We start from the raw sequence: 21,133 nt of genomic DNA, 5'->3' as shown, positions 1-21,133 counted from the left end.
GTTGCAGCTGTTCGACTTCTGCCCCTCCATGGCATCATCCAGAGGCGTTACCTCTGCGCTGACGCTTGTTGGCTCAGCTTGTTAGGTAACGATGGGCCTACTAAGCCACGTTGGATTCTCAGGAAGAAAGGACTCTCATGTATTTACGTACTTTAGATATTCACGGTTTCAAATGCTTCGGCGAGCCTTTCACAATTGACTTCCACGATGGCCTCAATGTTTTAGTGGGCGAGAACGGAGCGGGTAAGACAGGAGTCATCGCAGCCGTCCGACAGCTCTTTAACGACTCCGAATCTGGCAAACGCCTGATCAACGAGAGAGATTTTCACCGTGGATTTCACGAGGCGGCAGTAGCGGCACAAAGGATTGATATTCGAGCAACCTTTTCTGACCTGGATGAGAATGACGCGATCGCTTTTAGGGACTGGTGTGGCCACGAAGAGGAGGCAAAACTCACTTTTACCGCGCTCAATTTAGAGTCTCGGGGGCGGTTCAAAAGCCAGCTATACGGCGGGTATGCGCGTGCTACGGCGCTGGAAACCGAAACCCTTGACCTTATTCACTGCATATATTTACCCCCTCTGCGTGATGCGGAAACAAAACTTCGGGATGGGCGGCAATCCCGGCTAGCCCGGCTGCTGAAGGCGCTCTGCCGCAAGGAACTTAATGCCGCTCGTAAGGAGGGGAAACTACACCCCTTGGAGGAGCGAGTTGGTGCGTTCAACCAAGAGCTCTCCGCGAGCGACGATTACGCAATCAAGCAAGCGAATGAACGAATTGGGAATAGCTTGAGGGCCGCGTTAGGGATGCACCTTTCCCAGAACACGCTCGTTCAGTTCTCGGAAGTGAGCTTTTCACGCATCGTTGAAGGTCTTCGATTGCTCTACTTCCCGAACCTCGCGGCGGCCGAGGCTACGCAGTTCCGGTCTCTGGAAGAAAACAGTCTTGGCTACAACAACCTGCTCTACATTGCTTCGATTCTGGCTGAGCTAACGCTAGAAGTTGAGGAGGAGCGCGGGGAAGAAACCTACTTGCGGCTCCTGTTGATTGAAGAACCCGAGGCGCACCTTCATCCCCAGCTTCAGATACGTCTCCTGAAGCACCTCAGCACTGTGGCCAAAGAGAAAAGCATTCAGGTAATAGTTACCACCCATTCCACGGTCATTTCATCCGCAGTATCAGTTGATGAAATCATCCATCTCTCCAACAAATCCACGCCAGTAGCGATACCTTTGCGGACGTGTGGACTTCCAGAACCAAGCCGGAAATTCATTGACCGATGGCTCGACGTCACTAAATCCAACCTGCTGTTTTCGAAAGGCTCTATCTTGGTTGAAGGCATAGCTGAGGCGATGGTTATCCCAGAGGTGGCGCGTAGGGTGCTCGCTCAGTACGGCGACGGCGAAAACACACTGGAAGATTACGGTGTCTCCGTCATAAACCTAGGCGGGATCTACTTCAAACATTTCATGCAGCTATTTTGCGACGTGACTGATGAGAGCCTGGGGAAAAACGTGCCGGTACGCTGCGCGGGTTTAACCGACAAGGATCCACCCAAAACGATCAAAGTTGATGTTGACGGTGGGAAACAAGTGGCAGTTGAGTACACGCCGAACGACGACGATTTGAGGGATGGTGAGAACCACGCTCTCGCCTACATTGCCAAAATTGGACAGTCACAGTTCGGACGCCTTTACGCGGGTAATTACAAAACCTTCGAGTACGATATCGCTATGGAGGGAGCAAACCTGCGAATGATGCTCTCTGTAGCGGCCGATCTCTGGCCTGCTCAGGATGGAACGGTCGCGCCAGAACTGCGAGAGAGAGCGAAGCTTGCTTTTGACGAAATGAAAAGTCCCGAGCGAGCAGGGCACGCGGCTGAGCTGCTATATCGCATCGACTCCACCAGTATTGGAAAAGGAATCTATGCGCAAGCTTTTGCCGAAGCGCTTGAGAAGCAGGTAGGGGAGTTCGTCGTACCAGCCTACATCCGTGATGCCATTCTTTGGGCTTGCGGACTCGAGGAGCCCCCGCTCAATGATCAAGCTGACTGACGAGCAGAGGGCTTATATCGACGCACCTATCGACCAGCATGTGTATCTCAACGCTTGCCCAGGCAGTGGCAAAACTGAGGTCGTCGCAGCCATGGTGGCCAAGGTCGTTGAAGAGTGGACTAGCTTCCCTAGAGGGATAGCGGTTTTGACCTTCTCCAACAGCGCAACGGACGAGCTCAAAAACAGATTAGTTCGGTATCTGGGAGAGCCGCTGGGGTTTCCTCACCTAGTGTCCACGTTCGATAGCTTTGTCCACTCCCGAATTATCGCAAGCATCGCAAGCGAGGTTACTGAGTTTTCAGGGAAGGATGGGGACAGTCGGATCCGGATCTTGGAAAACAAGGCAGACATATTTCACACTCGCAAAAAACTCTGTGGCCGTTCGGTCTCCGCCTGTAAGTATAACTACGACCTAGAGACCAAAAGTTTCATGTTCTCGACCGGCGAGCGGACTAGAGATAAACAGCTCAATGACGCTCCAATTTCTAAGGTTGCTCGGGAAGACCTGATCAACACGAAGAAGCGGTTTTGGGCGGCAGGCTTTGCGACATACAGAGATGTGGACATGATCGCCCTCGCGGCGCTCCAGAGGCCGGCTCTCACCGGCTATTTCCAGCGCCTTGCGAAGCGATTTCCACTGATCATTGTCGATGAGTGCCAAGACCTGTCAGCAGAGCAACTGGCGATGGTACGAAAGCTCCATGGCCTTGGCGTCAAATTCCATTTCATAGGCGATTTAAACCAATCGATCTACGGGTTCAGAAAATCTAATCCAGATAATGTGAAGGCGCTCCTCGCCGAGCTCGGTTTTGCAGAGCTACCACTCACAGCGAATTGGAGAAGCGGGCAATCCATCGTCGATCTCTGTAGTGATCTGCTGCGAATCAAGCGGATTTCTGGCAATCCCGAAATTGCTTCCGTAAAACCGCTTTTGCTGCAGTATGCGAAATGTCCTTCAGAGCTCATTCCGAAAGTCATTGAGCTAACTAATGGTTATGAAGAGGTTGTCGTTGTTGCTCGTGGGCACAGCACCTTGCAACGGTTTCGCAGAGGCGACAGCTTCAAGGGAGTTGAAATGCTGGCACTCGCATGCGTTGCTGCCAGTAATGGGAGCATCAAGGACTTGAACGTCGCGATAGCACTATTCGCTGAATGGTTGGCGGATAGGCTCTCTCTGCAGGTCACAAGATCAGGCCCCCATTGTCCGGTAGCCATCGAGTCCAAGCTCGCCTGGCGGAAATTTATTCATCAATGCTTGAAGCACTTGGTTGCCGCCGGCGCTGCAGATACGAATCTAACGTGGAAGGAGTGGGCGGCAGTAGCGAAAAAAACCATGCGTAGTTTGCCCGATCAGGCTTTCGTGTTAAATGAAATCAGCGGTGATCTTGAGCCGCTTAGGGTGCTGGAACTTCGATCACCCGCAAAGCAGGGTGACATCGCACTTTCCGTCCGCCTTAAACAAGCGGTGGCTCAGCAACCTGTCGCAGATGTCCTACGCTACGAGACCATCCATCAAGTCAAAGGCGAGACGCACGATGCAACGGTGGTCGTGTCATCGCTTCAGAAAAACATTCACCTTTCCCATTGGAAAGAGTGGCTAGCCGACCCTACATCCGAAGGCGCGAGGTTCGCTTACGTGGCGAGTTCACGTCCACGACATATGCTTATCTGGGCAGTGAAGAAACTGAAGGCCGATGAGATAAAAACGCTTACTGGGTTAGGGTTTGAACTCGTCTGAATCGGTGCTAACTAGCGCAAGCCCCGACGCTTACTGATTAAGGATTTTCACATGAGCATCACCAACACGGACTCTACGACCCAGCTCGCGTTCTCCATGTCTGAGAATCCCGGCGTTTATGCGGTGCTATTGGGTTCAGGAGTTTCACGGAGTGCGGGCATACCCACAGGTTGGGAGATAACACTGGAGTTGATACGGCGTGCAGGGATTGCTGCTGGCGCGGGAGAGCAAGATGACTGGCATCGCTGGTACGTCGAGCAGCGCGATCAGCAGCCTAACTACTCGACGTTGTTGGAAGAACTGGCGAGCACGCCTAAAGAACGGCAGGCGATCATTGAGAGCTTTCTCAAACCCTCCGAAGATGAGCGCGAGCAAGGTCTAAAGTTGCCAACACCGGCTCACCGCGCGATTGCTGACTTAGTGAAGACTGGCCATGTGCGTGTGATCATCACGACCAATTTCGATCGTCTGATGGAGAACGCGCTCCGCGATGTGGGGATAGAGCCAACCGTCGTGAGTTCAGCCGATGGTTTTGCCGGTGCTGAACCGCTCACCCACACCAATTGCTACATCCTCAAGCTTCACGGCGACTTCAAGGATGCTCGCATTCTCAACACAGATTCTGAGCTCAGCGAATATCCCTTGGTCTTCGATGGCTTGCTCGATAGAATTTTTGATGAGTTCGGCCTGATTGTTGCCGGCTGGTCGGGCGAATGGGATCGTGCTCTTCGTGCGGCCATACTGCGTGCGCCTAACAGACGCTACTCCTCTTTCTGGCTAACTCGTGGAAAACTCTCAGAACGCGCTCAAGAGTTGGTTTCCCATCGGAAGGCCAATATGGCGATTGCCCCGGACGCTGACACGTTCTTCCAGACACTCTACGCAAAAGTCTCAACCATCACCCAATTCCGTCAGCCCAACCTGTCTAGCGTTGAACTTACAGTTTCCCTGGCAAAGCGATACCTGTCCAAACCTGAGTATCGCATTCAGTTCGATGACCTGGTCGCCAATGAGGTCGAGCGCGCCACAACTCATTTGGCTGAGATGTATAACTCAGACGGCGACCAGCCTGGAGAGTTTAGAGACTGGGTGCTGCGCTACGAGGCTGCATCTGAGCCGCTGGCACGCCTCGCGGGTGTCGTCGGACGCTGGGGCTCCCAGCACGAACATCACCTAATGCTTGAGGTGATCCAGACTTTGCTATCTAAAGGATACGCGGGACGTGCAGGTGATCGAGACTGGATCGAGCTAAAGCGTTACCCGGCCGCTCTCGTTTTTTACGGCTACGGCCTGGGCCTCACAAGGGCAGGACGATTATCTGACCTGTATGCGCTGATGGAGCATCCCATTGCCAATGAAACTAGCGTGAGAATGCCACTCATTGAGGAACTCTCTCCTTATTACCTTGAGGATCTGACAGGTAGCCAAGCTTGGGAGTCCTTGGATAGTGGCACTTCCAGATCTATTTATGATCGCTTTGCTGAGATTCTTGCTCCAGCGTGGTCGACAAGCTTCGCCGGCGTGTCCGATCCAACCCAGCTTTATGAGCGCTTTGAGCTGTTCTGCTTACTTCAACTTTTCAAGTATCGTGACGTGAATGAAGAATCGTTGACTGATGCCATCCAAAAAAATCAATTTTCGCGGTGGATTCACGGCCGTTTAAGAACGGTGCGTTCGGCCAGAAGGCGGCTATCTGAGGAAATGTCTCTCCAGGAGTTCAGAGCTCCATTGGTTACCGCTGGATTCGGTTTCGCTAGTGACGCCTACCTCAAGATGTTTTTCGAAGCGCTCCAGCGAATGACGAGATTCTGATTCGCTTCGGTTCTGCTACTGATGCTCATCCTCGCTCTGATTACAGAGGTTATTGGGCCACGATGATGCCCGAAACCGGAGCCGGCCTGCATACAGTCCAACACCACGATGAGTGGACAGACAAAGCTGGCGAGGGCGTCACGCGCTCAGTGTCGAAGAGTTCGGATCCCGATTCCTACCGAACTCATCCATTAAGGCTGCACATGCCTGGTTGAACGAAACAGGTCGAGCAGAAAGTCGGCTGACCATCTGGCATTGCTATTTCTTGACTAGGTCTTTGTACAGTTCTCGCGCTGCTAAGATTTGATCTCTGATTTCTTCAGGATCAATCCTCATTCCGCCACGAGGCGTCACCTGCAAAGTTTTCAGAGCGTTGGCTGCCGTTATGAACGCTCGCTCTTCAGCCTGAATCCATTCAGGACGTTTGTCCTTCCAAAATGACCATGCCATTTCGCCTAGCCTCACTCCAAGATGGATGGAAGCTAGTATGTGGTAGCCGCAGGGAATGTCCAAGCTAGGTAGTGAACTTGATCCCTATGCAAGCGGAGCGCGTAGACCAGGATGGTCGAATAGCATGAGGATGGAAGCCCGCAGGGCCAAGACCGGTCGTAGACAGGGCTTGGTTAACGACAGCCATCCCTGCTAGGGCATGCCACGACAACCGAAGTGTCGAATATCACCTCAAGGCGCGCTGATCAAATGACCGAGGAACAACCCCCTGCGCGCAAAGATAATACGTTTTGCGCAATGCTACCTCATCGCCAGAAGACACCCTCGCATGAGTAAAGATCGTCGACAGAAAGCGTCTCCTTTCGCCGTTGCCAAGCTCAGACCAAATCCTCGGCTGTCCTTGCGCGTCTGGGACTGCAAGGCGGTCTAGGAAATACTCTTCAAGACTGTGCAGGCGTTGCTGACCATCAACCAGAATCTCGCTGTTTTCGGCCAACGCCCTGCCAGCGATCTCTGGCTCGTACCAGTCATTCGTGAGGTAGCTCCCCAGATCCCCACCTGACCATACTGCTGAGATGAAGCGAGACTTCTGTCCGATGTTCCATTCCAGCCCGCGCGACCAGGTTGGCACGGGCATGCCCATAACGAATCGCGCTGCCCATGGACAATGCTCATGAGCGGAGGAGGGATCTACGAGATACTTTTCCCAGTGGCCCACTAAGACCTCGATGGGACAATGACTGACGGTCGTGGGCAGAAGACGCTGCGGCATATGGATGTGTAGGTCTGATGTTCCGCCGTCGGCGTAGCGTTTAAAAAAGGAAGTCATGGTTTTCCTGGGGCGTTCAGATAAGGCGAAGTGTTCGATTCAGTACGGGTGCATCGCCAAGCGTCGACCGTCTCGATGATCAACAGATCTCGTTCGATAGAAACGTGGATCTGGTCGCTATCGACAAGCGCGTGCACATAGCCTTCGATGTAGGATGCTGCCTTATCGAATGCGGAAGGTGAGTCGGATGACTCAATGTAACTAATCAGTCGTTCCCAGGTTCTCCGCTGACGGTTGCCCTGGATCGTCTCGGGAAACGATATCGCTCCCCGTAGAATCTGAATGGATGAAGACATTGATTGGGTCAAGGCTGATTTCTCACCGTGTACATACAATTGAAAACGGTGTGTTTTGGCAAAACTTGAGCTGGATGGAGGATTTTTGTGCAGATGCTGCAGAGACGCGAATGCCCCCTTCAGCAATAGAAGGCATTCGCGATATGTGTAAAGCGGAAAACGAAAAGATCATGCGTTCGATCATATATCACCGACCCTGACGCCTGAATCTAAGGTCTAGTGAACCACTGCGACGTTTGCTTTCAAAAAGCGCTTATCGTGATCTGCCGCTGGAAGGTGGGTGGAGTCGTACTGGCCAAACAACCGATAGCGATTTACCGCGATTTTGTCGTACATCCAATCTCGCATGGTTGCTGGTACAACACGTGCAGCCGTGAGCCAGCGCCACGGGGCATTAAGGCGACCTAAAATCTCGAACATCGCCTCAGAACGTATGGACACTTTGTTGTTTGAGATGAGAACAATGGTGTTGAATTTGTCCTGTGGCAGTCCGGCCCACCTCAAAAGCTCCTGGCCTTCAGGCGACTGAACCGCAGCGAGCTGAATTCGGTGAGCCTTGTCATAGTGGATGATGAACCTAGCCCACCCGTTGCAGAGCTTGCATGTGCCGTCGAAGAGAACTGCGGTGTCGCCGGATTGTAGGAACGGGGCAGTGGATTCAGTTTTCGTGGTCATTCAGTCTGTTGTTTCATTTACAGTTCCCTGCTTTTCGGTAACCCGCAGATTTAGCGGCGGATTCTGAGTCGGAGGTTACCTGGGTCTTCGAGGACACCTTGTCGTAGCTTGGGCAACCTTCAGGTAGATGGTAAACATGGCTTTTACCATTACCGATAATGCTACCAACTGATGTGGAGCGGGATACCGATGTCGGTTTTTGTGATTGCGCCGACTTTGCCGTAAGGCCGATGGCTACTCCGTCGCCCACCGTCTTATAGCCTTGATTCCAACTGCTTTCTTGAGTTACGAAAGGGTTGGGATGCCCCATGATCGCGGTGATACGTTTATTTCGCTCCTGTTCCCAGGGCGTAACTGGAAACCGCTTGCCCCATGCCATTAGTAGCTGTTGCTGCTGGCGAGACATCTTAAGGTTGTACCGGTCGAACATGTAGAACGTCGTCCTTGCTACCGATCCTTCACCTTGTCTCGCGGTTCAGTCGCACGCTTTCGCCGACTGGAGCCACGAATCCAAGTCATCGTCGAATAGGTCTGGCTCGTCTCTCTGCCGTTCCGAGGCGGCGTCCGATTCCTCGGCAGGAGACGGCCCAAAGATATTTTCAGGCGACCAGTCACCTTTGAAAAGGAACATATCACGCGTAAATTCAGCGATTCCGACTTCGCTGTCGTCCAGGATGTCACGAGCAAAATGTCTGAAAATCCTGCCTCCATCAACGCCACGTCCGACATCCGTATCTTTGATTAGAAGGACAGTCCAATTTTCATACAACGCGCCGGCAGCAATTTTCGCCCAGGCGAGGTGAAACAACTTATAAGTCTCACCGGCAAACATGGAGTCATACACCACGACAAGCATCCCTTTGGACGCATGCAAAAGCTTCACGGGGGAGAGAACTGCCAAGGTAATAGACTGCTCGATCAGATCGATCACCCTAGTGTCAGGTTGTCCTTCCCAGAGCACTGCGAATCTCTGAATGCACACGACCTCGAGCGGCATGCAGTCAACGCCGAATAACTGCTGTGTAGAAAAAATCGTGTACGCGCCCTCACCATCATCGTTGTGAGGTTGCTCATGTTCGGTATAAAGCCAGCGGGAATAAATAATGTTGGATACCGTTTTGGCGAAGGATTTTTAATTTATATGTGGGGCGTCACTGTGGCGCGCCGAGACATCGATTGGGTAATGGCTGGAAGTTAGCGGCAGAATTTGCTGTGGCATTTTTATGCTTTGTCATTGGTATAGCGCCTAAAGAAACGAGGGAATGGTTTTCCCAGAAGCTACCGATAGGTCGAGGTGCTTGAGTCAAGAAGAGTGCGGCTAGGGACGTCTGCCGTGTCGACGATCCGAAAGATTTCGTTTTATGAAAGTATCGATCTAGTCTTGTACAACTCTCAATCCAAAGCTTTTTCAAATTTCAGGCTTTGAAGTCTCATGGGGAGAGCTTCAGCAGGGCACCAATCAAGCGCAGCAGAGATGCATAAATGCCAGATCACCATTTGGATGCGGAGAACATCTTCCGTGGGGTGCCGCCACATCAGCTTGCGTGGTTTCAGAATTGACCGGAGAGTATTGACAACCCCTCTGGGGTAGCGCCCACGACCATTTCCGTCTGCAACTACAGCGAATGCGAAAAAACCACAATCTTGGTAGCTGTCCGCAATCTTTCTTAAACGATTTCTAAGCTCTTTCTTGCTAATTCTAGAGGCAACAATCCACCAGATTAACTCAACGTCTTCAAGATCGATCCATTCGGGCGGTATATCACAGTTGTTTTCATATTGCTCAAACGGAAGCAGCTTGGCTAGATTCAGCCTCGCGCGTGACGGCTGTCCGAAAGTTAAGTCAACTTGTTGGTTTTTCATTCATTTCTTCTTAGTTAAAGCGTAGGCGGAACAGGGCTATCAGGTGCGAAAGGCGCCATTTCTGATGGTGTGGGCAATTGATTAGCTTGTCAGCTGTCTTTCGGCAAGAATTTCGGGTATGTAACCCCCACTAGAGACTATTCCGTTAGCTTAAAAGCTTGGCCCGGTCTCGCCCTTTCACTGTTCTTATTAGTTTTGCGGCGGGCGCTTGTTGATAGCGTAGTGATGGGTCATGTTCCGGCTGATTGTGCCCATGGCAGGATCGAAACGCTTGGATACCTGTATCGCCGCTTCTGCATTAGCTATAATTACCGAACGACGAACGACGTGTGGCGAGCGTCCGCCATGGCATACGTTCGCAGCCTTCAGCCAGCTCCCAAGCTTCTTACTAAGTTCTTCAGGCTTCATCGGAGAGTTTGAAGCTGAGCCGCTGGGGAAAATATAGTCATTCTTTGAGCTATTCCTCAGGTTCAGTATCTCTACAGCAAGATCTACGTCTTGCTTTGGCAGTGAAACTGCTCTGAAGTTTACTGTGTTCTCGAATCCAAGCACCAAGTCTTGCGATCTGATCGGCAAATATTCGCTGGGCCTCATGCCTGTGAGCATTAGGGAGAAAAGTAACCGATCTGTAAGCGAGCCTTTCTGTTCGAGAGTTTCTTTTATTTGCATCAGCTCACCTCGACTAAAAGGCCTAGTCGCTTTGCTTTGCATATCTTCTTTTGCTCGACTCATCATCAATCACCGTCATGAGAGGGCTGCCATTTAAGAGGAGTGACTGCGCTGACGTCAAGGTGTTTTTGCACTTTTCTCGGCGTGTGGTAATCTTTTAACAGTATATTAAAAGTAGACTCTTAATTTGATTTTGTGGTTTTCAGAAAGTTTCTAGCGCGGCTTTGTTTTATTGGTTTTTCGTTATGGGTATAGTGATGGGGGCATTAGTTTGTGTTTTAGTATGTAAATGCTGTTATTGCTCAGCGATTACCCCGAATGCAATTGATTAAAACTTTGTTTGTGACGTTTGCTGTTGAATTGAGTGCCTGTCAATAATTTATATTTATAGCGGAAGCCGCTTATCCATTGTGCGAGTTTCCGTAAAAGACCGACGCCGAAATTATAAAATGCGGAATTAGCGATTGCAGAGCATGAGTGGTGACTTCAGGAGTGTTTCGGTAGATCGAGTCTTGGTGAGGTTACGATGCGGTGGGCAGCCTGTGAGCATAGAGATTCTCAATGCTGATCCTCCATCTCTAGGAGCCGCCTGCCCATGCGAGCACGCTCTGAGACTGCAAAGTCCCGCGAGTGATCGTCAGACCGAACCGGGTGGTGGGGTTGGCTCCGGTCTTTTGTCCTGAGTTTCTCGGCCTCGTTAAGGTGCAACGCTTAACATGCAACGAGTTGCACCTTTGCAAGCTTTGGGGCGACAACGGGCTACGCTCGTATTTCATTGGCAGAGAGCCCGGATTCATTGATGTTGACTAAAGTGCAGCTTAAAGCTACCGTAATGGCGCTTGAGGAAGTATTGGGTTGAACCTTATATAAGAGTTCGAATCCCTGGTTTCCCGCCAAGATTGACACGAAAGCCTCGCGAAAGCGGGGCTTTTGCGTTTCTGGGGTTCGACTGCGGCGGAACTGTATTTGATAGCGCCCCATAACTTTTCTATTTTGACGGCTTCGCAGTTGCGACGAATCTCCTTTAAACGCGCTCGACGGTGATATCCCCTACGGCGAAATTGAAACGATCCACCCGGCCCTCCCGGGCTCGCAGGACAACTTTTTACGTGGGCACATGAAGGGGGGTAGGACGAATCTACCAGCAGACCGTCATCGATACGTACAGCAAAATGGCTTCCATCAAACTCTACAAGACGAAGACGCCGATCACGGCAGTAGACCTGCTGATGAACGACAAAATATTACCGTCCCTCGAGCAAAACTTCCTTGTGTTAGCATTGTTGCGGTTCGTGGAGCCGAGTATTGCGGCAAGTTGGCGCCGCATGATTACCAGCTCTACTTGACGATGACCGACATCGAACATACTCGCAATAAAGTGGCGTCACCGCAGACCAATGGTCTGCGAGCGTTCCATAAGACGATTTTTGCAGGTGCTCTACCAAGTCGCTTTCCACTTTGAACGTCTTCAGCTAATTAGTATTAGCTAATACATCCCACAAATTTTGGCACAGCCAAAATGACGAAAGCAATTATCATCGGCAGCGTAACCATGTGTAAATGCTTGCCCTGAATGTTTTTGTCAAATTTTTCATTTATAAACGACGCCACACCTTTTGCCGCGAACGACAGAATCAGGGCGCTTACGAGCGAGAGGATTATTAGCACTTGTTCACCTGAACCTTTAATGGCTTGCAAATTAGAGTAACCATTTAGTGTAAGATAGCGCTCGTCTAAGCGCTATCTTACATAAACAAAGAGATACTTTTAACTTCTTCCTTTCGCCTTAAGAGCCGTTTGATAGCCGGTTCGCATTACCTGCTATGACACCCGTAGTAAAGCTGATACCGGCATTACCCAAGGTTCGACCTATACCTACCGGCCCAAAAACTGCTCCGCCCAGCGCACCAGTTCCCACAGCAGCTGCAAATTCGCCACCGTTAAAAGACCCGCCGCCTATAAGGCTACCCACATACCCAACAGCGCCCGCCGCCCCTCCAGCAATTGCGCCAGGAACGCCATAAGCGCCAGTAACAGCCTCTACTTCTTCTAACGTAATCTCACGCATATCGACTCTCCAATGTATGTAACTGCTATTTACAGCTTTCCCTAAACACTGCGCTGCACACCCACGTACGTGTTTCACGTAAAGCGTTGCTATTGTGTCTATATTAATTGAGGCCCCATTATGCTCGCGAGATAGATAGTAGGATTAAACGCACGGTCAATATGGGGTGAGTAGCGAACAAGAAGCACTTAAGAAACTCAGCCTCCTAATCATAGCTGTGGAGAATGAAAACATGCAACCCCTACATCTGTATGGAGGGCAGCTACTATATTCCAACAGGAGACCTTTTTCACCGAGTAGTCCATGTTCCTCCGCACCCAATTCAACTTTTTTATATTCATAGTTAGAAACAATTTCCGGAGTTCCTGACGTGCGAACGCCAGACCCCCTACAAGAAAACAACAGTCAATTATCCACGTGCTGCTGCCTTCATCCCACTCGGACTCATGCAACAGAAACTTCGGATCATTCAATAGTCGCTGCTCGCTGTCAGGCGCTAAATTTGCCCATACCAAATAACCAACGGGGGTATCGTAGTCATCAAAGAAGAATATGATTTGCTTATGGTCAATTGCCGGGATAAGCCACACTCTAAAGTCAACAAAGCGGAGAAATGAATAGCGCCGGCACTGCATAAGTATCCAGGAGGCAAATCCTATAAATTTCGCTTTCTCGATCACATTATTTTTTCGACACTGCGTGAAAAGTTTAAAGCTATTATTCATGGCAGCAACTCCTTAATGTCATCATAAAATACAAGTAGATCGCTTCCACATTTAACCTGCTTAGATAAATCAACGAACTTACTGAGCATGATTTTATTTCCAGTTTCATTGTCGGCAGCGGCAAAGCAGCCGCTTAGGCCATCAAAATAAATAGTCACTTCGCCAGTTTTCCATAGCAAAGTGTCAAACGACGTGCTGTCTTTATAGGCTAACTCAGCCTCCAGTAGCGCGCTTTCAAATAAAGTACTGTACGAAAAGACGTCAGTATTACGTGATGAGTCGACTCTCACCTCGGTAATTTTTTCACGAATATTCAATAGCGAAGCACCTACCCGATTCAGTCGTGTGGTATTAATCGCCATGAAAGCGATAAGGTGTCGAACGCCAAAATTGGCGACCTCGGCCTTAACTATGACCTGCTCGACAAGCTGATCATAAGCTTCAATCAGCCTCGCCATAAGCACTTTATCTTTACAAAACCAGGAAAGGTCCTGCGGTAAATGGGTGAATTTCTGCAGTAACAACTGACGGTACAGGCGAGCGACATAGTGCTCATAGCCCTCCCAGGCAGAAAATTTCGGGACGGGCATCAGCGAAAAAATATCATGAGCCAATACTTTCTGTAACGTCCTGGAGAACTCGATAAATATTATGTCCTCACGCATATCTTGAATAACCTGCAAAGGGAATCCAACTTGCATAGCCGTGTATAAAAAAAGACGATTTTCATATTCGTGCGTAAACGCCGCAACCGAAGCTTTCAGCATGCTATTTGAGCTATCGATACTGACAACTCTATACTTGCTCAGGTAAAAGCACATGTCCTGTATGCTCTCCATCACAGGAGAATATTCATTCATGAACCTTCCTATATTAAATCCATCCCACCACATTGCATTTGAAAAAACAGTGGCTCCCGCTAAATCGATCCACGCACCTTCCAATGTTACGTTGGACGCACTCATACTCTGATGAAATATTCGTTTGGCTCTCGCGGCAGCGAACTGACTAGCATATCGTTGCGCCAGCTCCACCATCCCCCGTTCAAGGCGTTGTTCCACACTACCAACGACACCCTTGGCTTTTTTCTTGGCAGGAAATTTACTAATTTCCTGACAGCCAACATCACGCGCTTGGCGTCCTCACTCAAGTTGCCAAACTTTTTTTCTTTAAAATAAACGGCCCTGATAAAGTGCGCAGGGCGAACGGCAGGCATCCTCACCAATAATCCACGCGGCAATGTTTGGTCTGGTTCTTCAAAGTCCTCGTCCAAATCTATAACTGCGGCGGCCCTTGTGGCACCGTAAGGCAGCGCGACGTTAATGATCTCCCCCCATATAGACTCATAAATCGCAACATCAAGCGATAAGAAACCATTTCCGTGAGAGTTTCCATACGCATCGCGAGGCCTTGCCCCGACTAGCTGATTCGTTCCAAGGCCTTTTAAATGAAAGATACCATCAAAACCACAGCGTCCGCCTCCGCCATTGTTCAATATACCGTCTCCACCATAACGCTCGGCAAAAAATATTTTTTTGCCTATAATGCTGTCCGTATCAAAATTAGTGAGTGAGGTTGTATAATTATATCTCGATAGCAATTCGGCCTCGCTCAAATTGAAATTAAGGTTTTTATTATAAAAAACAAGCTTGCCTTTGTTTGACCTTAAAGCCGGAAAAGGTACAAAAACTTCTGGTAAGTCGGATAGTGTTAATCTGCACATAACGGCTCCTTACTTTGAAAAAGTGTGACAACCTGATAGCTTTCCAGGTGCTTCCGCTTGCTGCAGCAAAGCCCTGTCAAATGCGATCAGGCGATCAGTTGTCGCCTTCCACTCAGCTATGTTGTGGTAGGCGTTAATAAACCAGCTTAAGTTTTCACATAGATTGCCGAATGCTGAATTTATCTGCATGACATCGCCAAATTTGATAGTTCCAGAAAAATACCGCGGGACGGCCAATAAACTACTGAATAGCAAGGAAAGCTGGCCATAACTTTCCGTAAATAAAGAAAGACGCACTTTTACCCGGATTGTATGGCGCATGTTGGTTAGACTAACGTCAAGTTTGTCGCTGATATGATTTTTTTCAGAACTTCGCGTCGATGCTACGCACTCTATCTTGTTGCGATCACGAAAACGCACCAGGAAATAACGAAGGTCTGCTTCTGATTTTTGCTGATTATTATTCAAGGATACTAGCTTAAATCCAATTTTCTGACTTACATACACTCCTAGCAATGCATATATAATCGCCGACCAGAACATATAGGCAGGAAACGTTACTCCCCATAACGTCGCGCTGCCCGAAATAGAGATTAAAACTATGCTAAATGACACCCCGCTTGCCAGTGTGTAGATCAGTCCGCAGGCAAGGTAGACTGTCGAAAACGTAAACTTGTTAATATCTTCAGCAATGCGCTGGTCTGGATTGTCGACGCGATGTTCAATTTGATTCGGCTGTTTAGATTGGATGATCCATGCCGAAAGATAATGATTGGTCAACCACCGACGCCATTTGAGCGCAAATATATCCACGAGGTAAGTGGTGAGAACTGAACGCACCACTGAGAAACATACAATCCCGAGGAAAACCAGTGCTAACGTGTAGAACCTGTGAACGTTCAGTTCCTGAATGGCATTATAGAAATGCTTGTACCACTCATTAAGCGCTAACGCAGTTGCAACTCCCAGCAGGGAAAGGATTGCCAGTGCAATCAGAGCGCACCATGCGAATAGCTTTTCCTCTGACTTCCAATACAGCGAAAGTAATAAAAAAGTATTTTGGAAAAAACTACTTTTATTAAATTTTGGTGCGTCCGTATTTTCTGTATCAGCATTCATCACGGCTTCTCGGTTTATTTCATATTTATATTTTTTAGTTTTAACTTCTGGTTTACTTCGAACTCAGTAGGCTATAACGCCCAGAATCCCAAGCGCCCCAGACTAGCCGCTAATTTCAAGCGTGCCATTTGCCAGCTGTTTAGGCCATTTATGTGCTGCTGCTCTGCGGTCGCATACGCAGTCAATGCATTAAGTAACTCGATCATGCTCCCAACACCGGCCCGGTAGCGGCCTTGTACTACTTCCAGTGCTTGGTTGGATTGTTCCACCCACTCGGCCGTTCTTTCCAAGGATCGCGTTTCAGTGATCAACGTTTGATAGTTACGCCAAAGGTCTATCGAGATACGCTGCTCAACATCGATCACCTCTGCCTCCCTCGCTTCGAGTCGAGCCTGAGCGCTTCGTACTTGGTAAGTGCGCCCGAATCCTTCAAACAAAGGGATGTTTAGTTGCAGCCCAATGCTGTTATCACGTGTTCGGCTATCGCCGTTGAACGCCATTGATTGGTTAAGCTGCATATCGGAGGCGTTGGCAACAAATGACAAGGTAGGATGGCCTTCCGCCTTACTCTCGTCGATAGCTGCTTTTGCCGCATTCAGCCGAGCCTTGGCAGCGACTAGCGACGGGTGATCCTGCTTAGCTTCCTCAAGCAGCTCGTCAATACCTTTGACAAATCGCGTATTCGGGCGACGAGTCAGGCTTCCTGCTAACTCAAGCGGTGTTTGCGGCGCCAGTCCCATGCGCAAGGCAATAAACCCTTTGGCACTGACTAAAGCCCCATTGCTGCGGACTTCATTGAGTGCCGCTTCGGAATACGCAGCTTGGGCTTGGAGTTGGTCCGAAAGTGCAGCTGCACCTGCGTCATGTTTGGCACTGGCAGCCTTAAGGTTTTCGGCTGCCAGGGCCGCCACCTGAGCAGCAGCAATCTGACTGTTTTGTGCTGCCAACGTGTCGTAATACAACTGCGCAGCCAGTATGAATGTTTGCTGTAGTTGCTCATCTTGATTAGCGTTCGCCGCAACCAACAATTGGCGAGCATTACGCAACGCTGCGTCGCGCTGACCAAAATCAAACAACACCCAGCTCAAGGCCAGTCGGTGATCCAATTGGCGTTTATGGCCGCGGTTGGAGTATTCTTCACGCTGTTCATAATTCGTGTCGTTGCGGCCTGTTGTGATACCCGAACTTGCGTTGAGTCTAGGAAGATACGCCGACTGCCGCACCCCGACATTCGCTGCCTGAGCCTTGGCATTTGCCCAGTTCAGCCTCGCTTGGGGATCGTGACAGAGCACGCGCTCTATCATGTCCTCCAATGTTAAACGCGCAGGTACCGGGCTGCTCTCGCACGCACCGGGAACACTGTGGATGGGTTGAGTAGCAGTTTGCGCAACCGTACGCTCAGTCGCGAACACATCCAGACTTTCCGCCAGACCCAACTGAGATAAAGCACAAAGACAAGCCACTACTGTGACGGAGCGTGAAATCCTCATCACTAAGTGACCGTGCCAATGGCATGAATACAATGGGTCTCAGCAAAAGGAGCCGGTGCAATCCGGCCATGCTCCAGCACCACCACTCGATCTGCCGATGCAATCGTCTCAGCGCGATGAGCGATAAGAATCCGCGTCACCTTCAGCGCTCGTACAGCCTCATTAACTTGTTGCTCGCACGCCATATCCAGATGGCTGGTGGCCTCATCAAGGATCAGTACGTCGGGTTTCTTGTAGAGCGCTCTAGCTAACAGCAAACGCTGTTTCTGGCCGCCCGACAACACTGTCCCCATATCGCCCACCAAGGTGTTATAACCCATCGGCATAGCTAGGATGTCGGTATGAATGGACGCCATGCGCGCGCACTCCATAGCCCAGTCCAGATCCGGGTTTGACTCAAAGAACACGATGTTGTCTGAGAGGGAACCGGCGAACAGGCAGTCGTCCTGCATGACTACCCCGATCTTGGCTCGGAACGTTTCGGTTCCTAGCTGTTGTAGATCACTCCCAGCCATGAATATCTGGCCTTCGGTGGGCTGGAGGATACCCAGCAGTAAGCTGACGATGGTGCTCTTGCCGCTACCCGAAACTCCCGTGACAGCCACCGACTCGCCTTGTGCGATGTACAGATCAACACCATTCAGCACGAACTGCTCCTGATCGGAATATCGGTACTTCACGCCTTTGAGTTCCATATCCACCGGGCATGCAGGCCACATCTCACTCGCCAATGTGCCGCGGCTTTCCTCTGGTAAGTGCATGACAATGTCAGCCAAACGCTCACCTTGCAGACGCAACATGTAGAGTTCAAAGAGGTGATCGATCAAGTTAGCGATGCGGCTCACGAACTGATTTTTGTAAGCCATGAACGCGATCAATACGCCGACGGTGAACTGGTTGTTCATCACCATCGATGCACCCAGCCCTATGGCTATCAGGTTTTCCAGGCCGAATATCAAACCGTTCAGTTGCGTGTAGACCAACTGCAACTTTTGCGTTCTCAACCCCGCATTGATCTGCTCTACCAGCAAACCAAGCCAGGCAAGACGTCTTTCGTTCTGGCGCTGGAACAGCTTGATCGGCCGAATACCACGCACAGTTTCAAGAAAGTGACTTTCTTGGCGAGCGGCGTGAACAATCTGTTCTTCACTGGCTCGACGCAATGGGTAGTACCACGCCCAGCGAACCATGACGTATAGGATCATCGCTGTTGCGGCTATGGCCGCCAGTAATGGGCTGTAGATAAACATGAGAATGAAAGTAGCGATGGTCATCAGACCATCGAGCACGGCAGAAAAGAATGCCGCTGTCAGAGTGCCTTGTATGACATCCACGGCACCGAAACGGGAAACGACATCCCCTAGATGCCGCTTTTCAAAGTAATGGATAGGCAGACGCAACAGATGACTGAATACATTGGCGCGCCATTGCACATTTAATAATGTACTCATATGCATCATGACCCAAGCCCGTATTGCGCTCACCATTTGCTGCATCAGCAACAACAAGCCAAAGCCGATAATCAAAGTCGTCAACAGGTCATGGTCCTGAGTGACCAGCACATTGTCGAGCGTCCATTGCAGCAGAAAAGGACTCAGCAGTGAGAACACTTCCAGCGCCAGTGCCAAGGCAAGCACCTGTCCAAGGGAACGATACAGTCCGCTCACTCTTCCCAACATGCTCATCAGTTTGACTTGAGGCTTGGGCTGCCGCTTTTCAAAACTCCCACCTGGCCAGACTTCCAGCGCTACGCCCGTAAAGGACTTGCTGGCCTCGGACAAGCTCAAATGTCGGATGCCAGAGGCAGGATCATGCACAATAATTCGTTGGTTTTGTACTGCCTTGAGCACAACGAAGTGGTTGAAGTTCCAGTGCAAAACGCAAGGCAACTTTAGTTTTTCCAGATCTTCAAGCTCCAGCTTGACAGCTCGAGTACCGAGATTGAGTTGGTCGGCAGTCCGGATCAGTTGCTTGAGTGTGCTTCCTTTGAGCGACACACTAAATTGGCGACGTAGGTCTATCAGCGTTGCATGATTACCATGAAACCCCGTGATCATGGCTAGGCAGGCTAGGCCACATTCGGTCGCTTCGGTCTGCAGGATCAAGGGCAGACGTCGACCAATTTGCAAGGAAATCGCATCGAGATAGTTCATGCGGTATCCCCTAGAGTTTGCCGGTCAGGCTGTAGAGGGGCTCAAGCGCCCATTCATAGAGACGACGAGTCTCCTGCAGAATATCGGCCTCAACCAGCATCCCGGTTTTCAGCTGCCGTAAATTGCCGTACGCCAATACTGTTTGCGCTTCGATATCAACGCGAATGCGGTAGATCTGTTCACCCTCCAGGTCGAGTCCTGGGACGCTGCCTGTCATCGTTGCCAGCTCAGTTGCCGACAATGTCGCCTTGGAAATTGACGTGACGCTGCCCTTGTATTGGCCGAACTTCTGGTACGGATACGCCTGGTAGCGCACCCTCACAGGGTCGCCGGCACGAATGAAACCAATGGCTTTGCTCGGCGCGTACAACTCTGCTTGCAGATGAGAATTAGCGGGTACGATGCTCATCAACACGCGAGAGCTATCAACCGTCTGGCCCGGTTCAACAAGAATCGCTGTGGCCACGCCGTCTCGAGGAGCTGTAATAGTCAAGGCACGCTTGGCTTCACTTTCGATCAGTTCTTGCTTGATGCCCGACAGTGAGCGCTGAATGCCCGCGAGTTGGTTTTCGTGCAGTGCCGAAAGACCGGCAAACTCGTGTTGTGTCTCCACCAGTTGCTGGTTGAGCACCGTCGTTTCGCGAGCCAGTCCTTGGAGAGTCTGATGTTGGCCCAGGAGCTCAGACTGACGCTGTTGAAGCTGATCCATTGAGATGTAGCCCTTATCCATCAACCCCTGATAACGATCAGCAGCATTTGTCGCCAGCGTTACAAGCTTTTCTTGACTGGCCGTCTGCTGCGCCAGAGTTCGCAACTGTCGTCGTAAACTGTCCAACTTGCTTTGCAGGCTTTGCCGCTCTTCAGCCTGAAGTTGCTGCTTCTTCGTGAACTCGGCGGTCAAAGAGTGCTGCCGCATAGCGAGTTGGTCGCTGACGTCCGCTTGAACTGGCCGCGCATCCCCCGCATAGCGCTCGCTGGAAATTCGAAAAAGTGGGGCTCCTCGCTTGATACGCTGGTCTTCATCGACAAATCGTTCCAGGACCAGCCCGTACTGAGGAGAATGTATTTTCAGTTGCCCCGAGAAGGGCACCAACTGGCCCGGCACAGTGATACGTTTTGTGTAACTGCCCCAGAGAAAAAAACTCACGACCGTTGTCGCGAACAATCCAGCAACCAGAGTGAGGATGGCGAAGGATACGGGTCTGGCGAGTACGATTTCTCCTAGCCAATTCGAGTGCTGAGAGCTCAATGCCTCGCGCCGGAACAACGTTTTCTCCGAGCTCAAAATTTACCCCTCATCTTCTTTCATCCTTGAACATCAACCTGGGCGATGCACAACTCATCCGGCAGAGCTAACCACTAGCTGGGCGATGCGTCACATCACATAAAAAATACGGCTAGAAAAAGTAAATTTTAACTGTCCCCGCTCGTTATCGATGTGAGCGCACCACCTGAAGCCGGTTACGGGG

Annotated in this window: 16 protein-coding genes and 1 pseudogene; 4 read left to right on the top strand and 13 right to left on the bottom strand. The window is 50.4% G+C overall.

Annotated features, from left to right (window positions below; translation table 11 throughout):
- The first annotated feature begins 137 nt into the window (after positions 1 to 137).
- The 3 genes from VRB54_RS13995 to VRB54_RS13985 are packed head-to-tail and all read left to right on the top strand — an operon-like array spanning position 138 to position 5,604.
- Complete coding sequence (locus VRB54_RS13995) at positions 138 to 2,054, top strand: ATP-dependent nuclease (protein ID WP_338477691.1); 1,917 nt, start codon at positions 138 to 140, stop codon at positions 2,052 to 2,054.
- Positions 2,041 to 3,792 carry a UvrD-helicase domain-containing protein gene (locus VRB54_RS13990; protein ID WP_422396108.1) on the top strand — a complete coding sequence of 584 codons (1,752 nt, stop codon included), beginning with the start codon at positions 2,041 to 2,043 and terminating at the stop codon, positions 3,790 to 3,792. The genes VRB54_RS13995 and VRB54_RS13990 overlap by 14 nt, the downstream gene beginning before the upstream one ends.
- 51 nt (positions 3,793 to 3,843) lie before the next feature.
- Positions 3,844 to 5,604 carry an SIR2 family protein gene (locus VRB54_RS13985; protein ID WP_338477689.1) on the top strand — a complete coding sequence of 587 codons (1,761 nt, stop codon included), beginning with the start codon at positions 3,844 to 3,846 and terminating at the stop codon, positions 5,602 to 5,604.
- Between the two features lie 676 nt (positions 5,605 to 6,280).
- Here VRB54_RS13985 and VRB54_RS13975 read toward each other — a convergent pair.
- The 6 genes from VRB54_RS13975 to VRB54_RS13950 all read right to left on the bottom strand — a co-directional run bounded on the left by VRB54_RS13975 (position 6,281) and on the right by VRB54_RS13950 (position 10,449).
- Positions 6,281 to 6,883, bottom strand: coding sequence for a DUF262 domain-containing protein (locus tag VRB54_RS13975; protein WP_338477687.1), 603 nt, complete (start codon positions 6,881 to 6,883; stop codon positions 6,281 to 6,283).
- A gap of 512 nt (positions 6,884 to 7,395) precedes the next feature.
- Positions 7,396 to 7,854, bottom strand: a complete 459-nt coding sequence (locus VRB54_RS13970; RefSeq protein WP_338477686.1) for a thiol-disulfide oxidoreductase DCC family protein — start codon at positions 7,852 to 7,854, stop codon at positions 7,396 to 7,398.
- A 13-nt stretch (positions 7,855 to 7,867) separates the two neighbouring features.
- Positions 7,868 to 8,284, bottom strand: coding sequence for an endonuclease (locus VRB54_RS13965; RefSeq protein WP_338477685.1), 417 nt, complete (start codon positions 8,282 to 8,284; stop codon positions 7,868 to 7,870).
- A gap of 45 nt (positions 8,285 to 8,329) precedes the next feature.
- Positions 8,330 to 8,785 (bottom strand): hypothetical protein, encoded by a 456-nt coding sequence (locus VRB54_RS13960; protein WP_338477684.1) that lies wholly within the window; start codon positions 8,783 to 8,785, stop codon positions 8,330 to 8,332.
- Positions 8,786 to 9,246: 461 nt separating this feature from the next.
- Complete coding sequence (locus VRB54_RS13955; RefSeq protein WP_338477683.1) at positions 9,247 to 9,717, bottom strand: hypothetical protein; 471 nt, start codon at positions 9,715 to 9,717, stop codon at positions 9,247 to 9,249.
- A 189-nt stretch (positions 9,718 to 9,906) separates the two neighbouring features.
- On the bottom strand, positions 9,907 to 10,449 hold the full coding sequence (locus VRB54_RS13950) for a tyrosine-type recombinase/integrase (RefSeq protein ID WP_338477681.1): 543 nt from the start codon (positions 10,447 to 10,449) through the stop codon (positions 9,907 to 9,909).
- Between the two features lie 991 nt (positions 10,450 to 11,440).
- On the opposite strand from VRB54_RS13950, the pseudogene VRB54_RS13945 reads away from it, so the two are divergent.
- A pseudogene (locus tag VRB54_RS13945) lies at positions 11,441 to 11,840 on the top strand (IS481 family transposase); the annotation flags it as partial.
- Positions 11,841 to 12,663: 823 nt separating this feature from the next.
- Here VRB54_RS13945 and VRB54_RS13940 read toward each other — a convergent pair.
- From VRB54_RS13940 to VRB54_RS13910, 7 genes are all read right to left on the bottom strand, one after another.
- Positions 12,664 to 13,179 (bottom strand): toxin-activating lysine-acyltransferase, encoded by a 516-nt coding sequence (locus VRB54_RS13940; RefSeq protein ID WP_338477679.1) that lies wholly within the window; start codon positions 13,177 to 13,179, stop codon positions 12,664 to 12,666.
- A complete protein-coding gene (locus tag VRB54_RS13935; protein WP_338477678.1) occupies positions 13,176 to 14,039 on the bottom strand; it encodes a hypothetical protein in 864 nt (287 codons plus the stop codon). The genes VRB54_RS13940 and VRB54_RS13935 overlap by 4 nt, the downstream gene beginning before the upstream one ends.
- A gap of 101 nt (positions 14,040 to 14,140) precedes the next feature.
- The gene (locus VRB54_RS13930; protein ID WP_338477677.1) at positions 14,141 to 14,902 is read right to left on the bottom strand and encodes a hypothetical protein; all 762 of its coding nucleotides are present in this window, start codon (positions 14,900 to 14,902) and stop codon (positions 14,141 to 14,143) included.
- A gap of 9 nt (positions 14,903 to 14,911) precedes the next feature.
- Positions 14,912 to 16,021, bottom strand: coding sequence for an SbmA/BacA-like family transporter (locus VRB54_RS13925; protein ID WP_338477676.1), 1,110 nt, complete (start codon positions 16,019 to 16,021; stop codon positions 14,912 to 14,914).
- A gap of 71 nt (positions 16,022 to 16,092) precedes the next feature.
- On the bottom strand, positions 16,093 to 17,511 hold the full coding sequence (locus VRB54_RS13920; RefSeq protein WP_338500552.1) for a TolC family protein: 1,419 nt from the start codon (positions 17,509 to 17,511) through the stop codon (positions 16,093 to 16,095).
- Between the two features lie 2 nt (positions 17,512 to 17,513).
- Positions 17,514 to 19,664 (bottom strand): peptidase domain-containing ABC transporter, encoded by a 2,151-nt coding sequence (locus VRB54_RS13915; protein WP_338477675.1) that lies wholly within the window; start codon positions 19,662 to 19,664, stop codon positions 17,514 to 17,516.
- Between the two features lie 10 nt (positions 19,665 to 19,674).
- Entirely contained in the window at positions 19,675 to 20,931 is a 1,257-nt protein-coding gene (locus VRB54_RS13910) for an HlyD family secretion protein (RefSeq protein ID WP_338481107.1), read from the bottom strand.
- Positions 20,932 to 21,133 lie beyond the last annotated feature (202 nt).

The sequence above is a fragment of the Pseudomonas trivialis genome (genome assembly GCF_036864995.1).
GTDB classification, from domain to species: Bacteria; Pseudomonadota; Gammaproteobacteria; order Pseudomonadales; family Pseudomonadaceae; genus Aquipseudomonas; species Aquipseudomonas trivialis.
Note: the sequence above shows the minus strand (reverse complement) of the source record. Positions and strands in the feature narration are given on the sequence as shown.

Excerpts from the sequence above, each read along its gene's own strand:
- VRB54_RS13995 (WP_338477691.1), top strand. The coding sequence starts at position 138 with ATGTATTTACGTACTTTAGATATTCACGGTTTCAAATGCTTCGGCGAG.
- VRB54_RS13985 (WP_338477689.1), top strand. The coding sequence starts at position 3,844 with ATGAGCATCACCAACACGGACTCTACGACCCAGCTCGCGTTCTCCATG.
- VRB54_RS13975 (WP_338477687.1), bottom strand. The coding sequence starts at position 6,883 with ATGACTTCCTTTTTTAAACGCTACGCCGACGGCGGAACATCAGACCTA.
- VRB54_RS13970 (WP_338477686.1), bottom strand. The coding sequence starts at position 7,854 with ATGACCACGAAAACTGAATCCACTGCCCCGTTCCTACAATCCGGCGAC.
- VRB54_RS13965 (WP_338477685.1), bottom strand. The coding sequence starts at position 8,284 with ATGTTCGACCGGTACAACCTTAAGATGTCTCGCCAGCAGCAACAGCTA.
- VRB54_RS13955 (WP_338477683.1), bottom strand. The coding sequence starts at position 9,717 with ATGAAAAACCAACAAGTTGACTTAACTTTCGGACAGCCGTCACGCGCG.
- VRB54_RS13950 (WP_338477681.1), bottom strand. The coding sequence starts at position 10,449 with ATGAGTCGAGCAAAAGAAGATATGCAAAGCAAAGCGACTAGGCCTTTT.
- VRB54_RS13940 (WP_338477679.1), bottom strand. The coding sequence starts at position 13,179 with ATGAATAATAGCTTTAAACTTTTCACGCAGTGTCGAAAAAATAATGTG.
- VRB54_RS13935 (WP_338477678.1), bottom strand. The coding sequence starts at position 14,039 with ATGAATGAATATTCTCCTGTGATGGAGAGCATACAGGACATGTGCTTT.
- VRB54_RS13930 (WP_338477677.1), bottom strand. The coding sequence starts at position 14,902 with ATGTGCAGATTAACACTATCCGACTTACCAGAAGTTTTTGTACCTTTT.
- VRB54_RS13925 (WP_338477676.1), bottom strand. The coding sequence starts at position 16,021 with ATGAATGCTGATACAGAAAATACGGACGCACCAAAATTTAATAAAAGT.
- VRB54_RS13920 (WP_338500552.1), bottom strand. The coding sequence starts at position 17,511 with ATGAGGATTTCACGCTCCGTCACAGTAGTGGCTTGTCTTTGTGCTTTA.
- VRB54_RS13915 (WP_338477675.1), bottom strand. The coding sequence starts at position 19,664 with ATGAACTATCTCGATGCGATTTCCTTGCAAATTGGTCGACGTCTGCCC.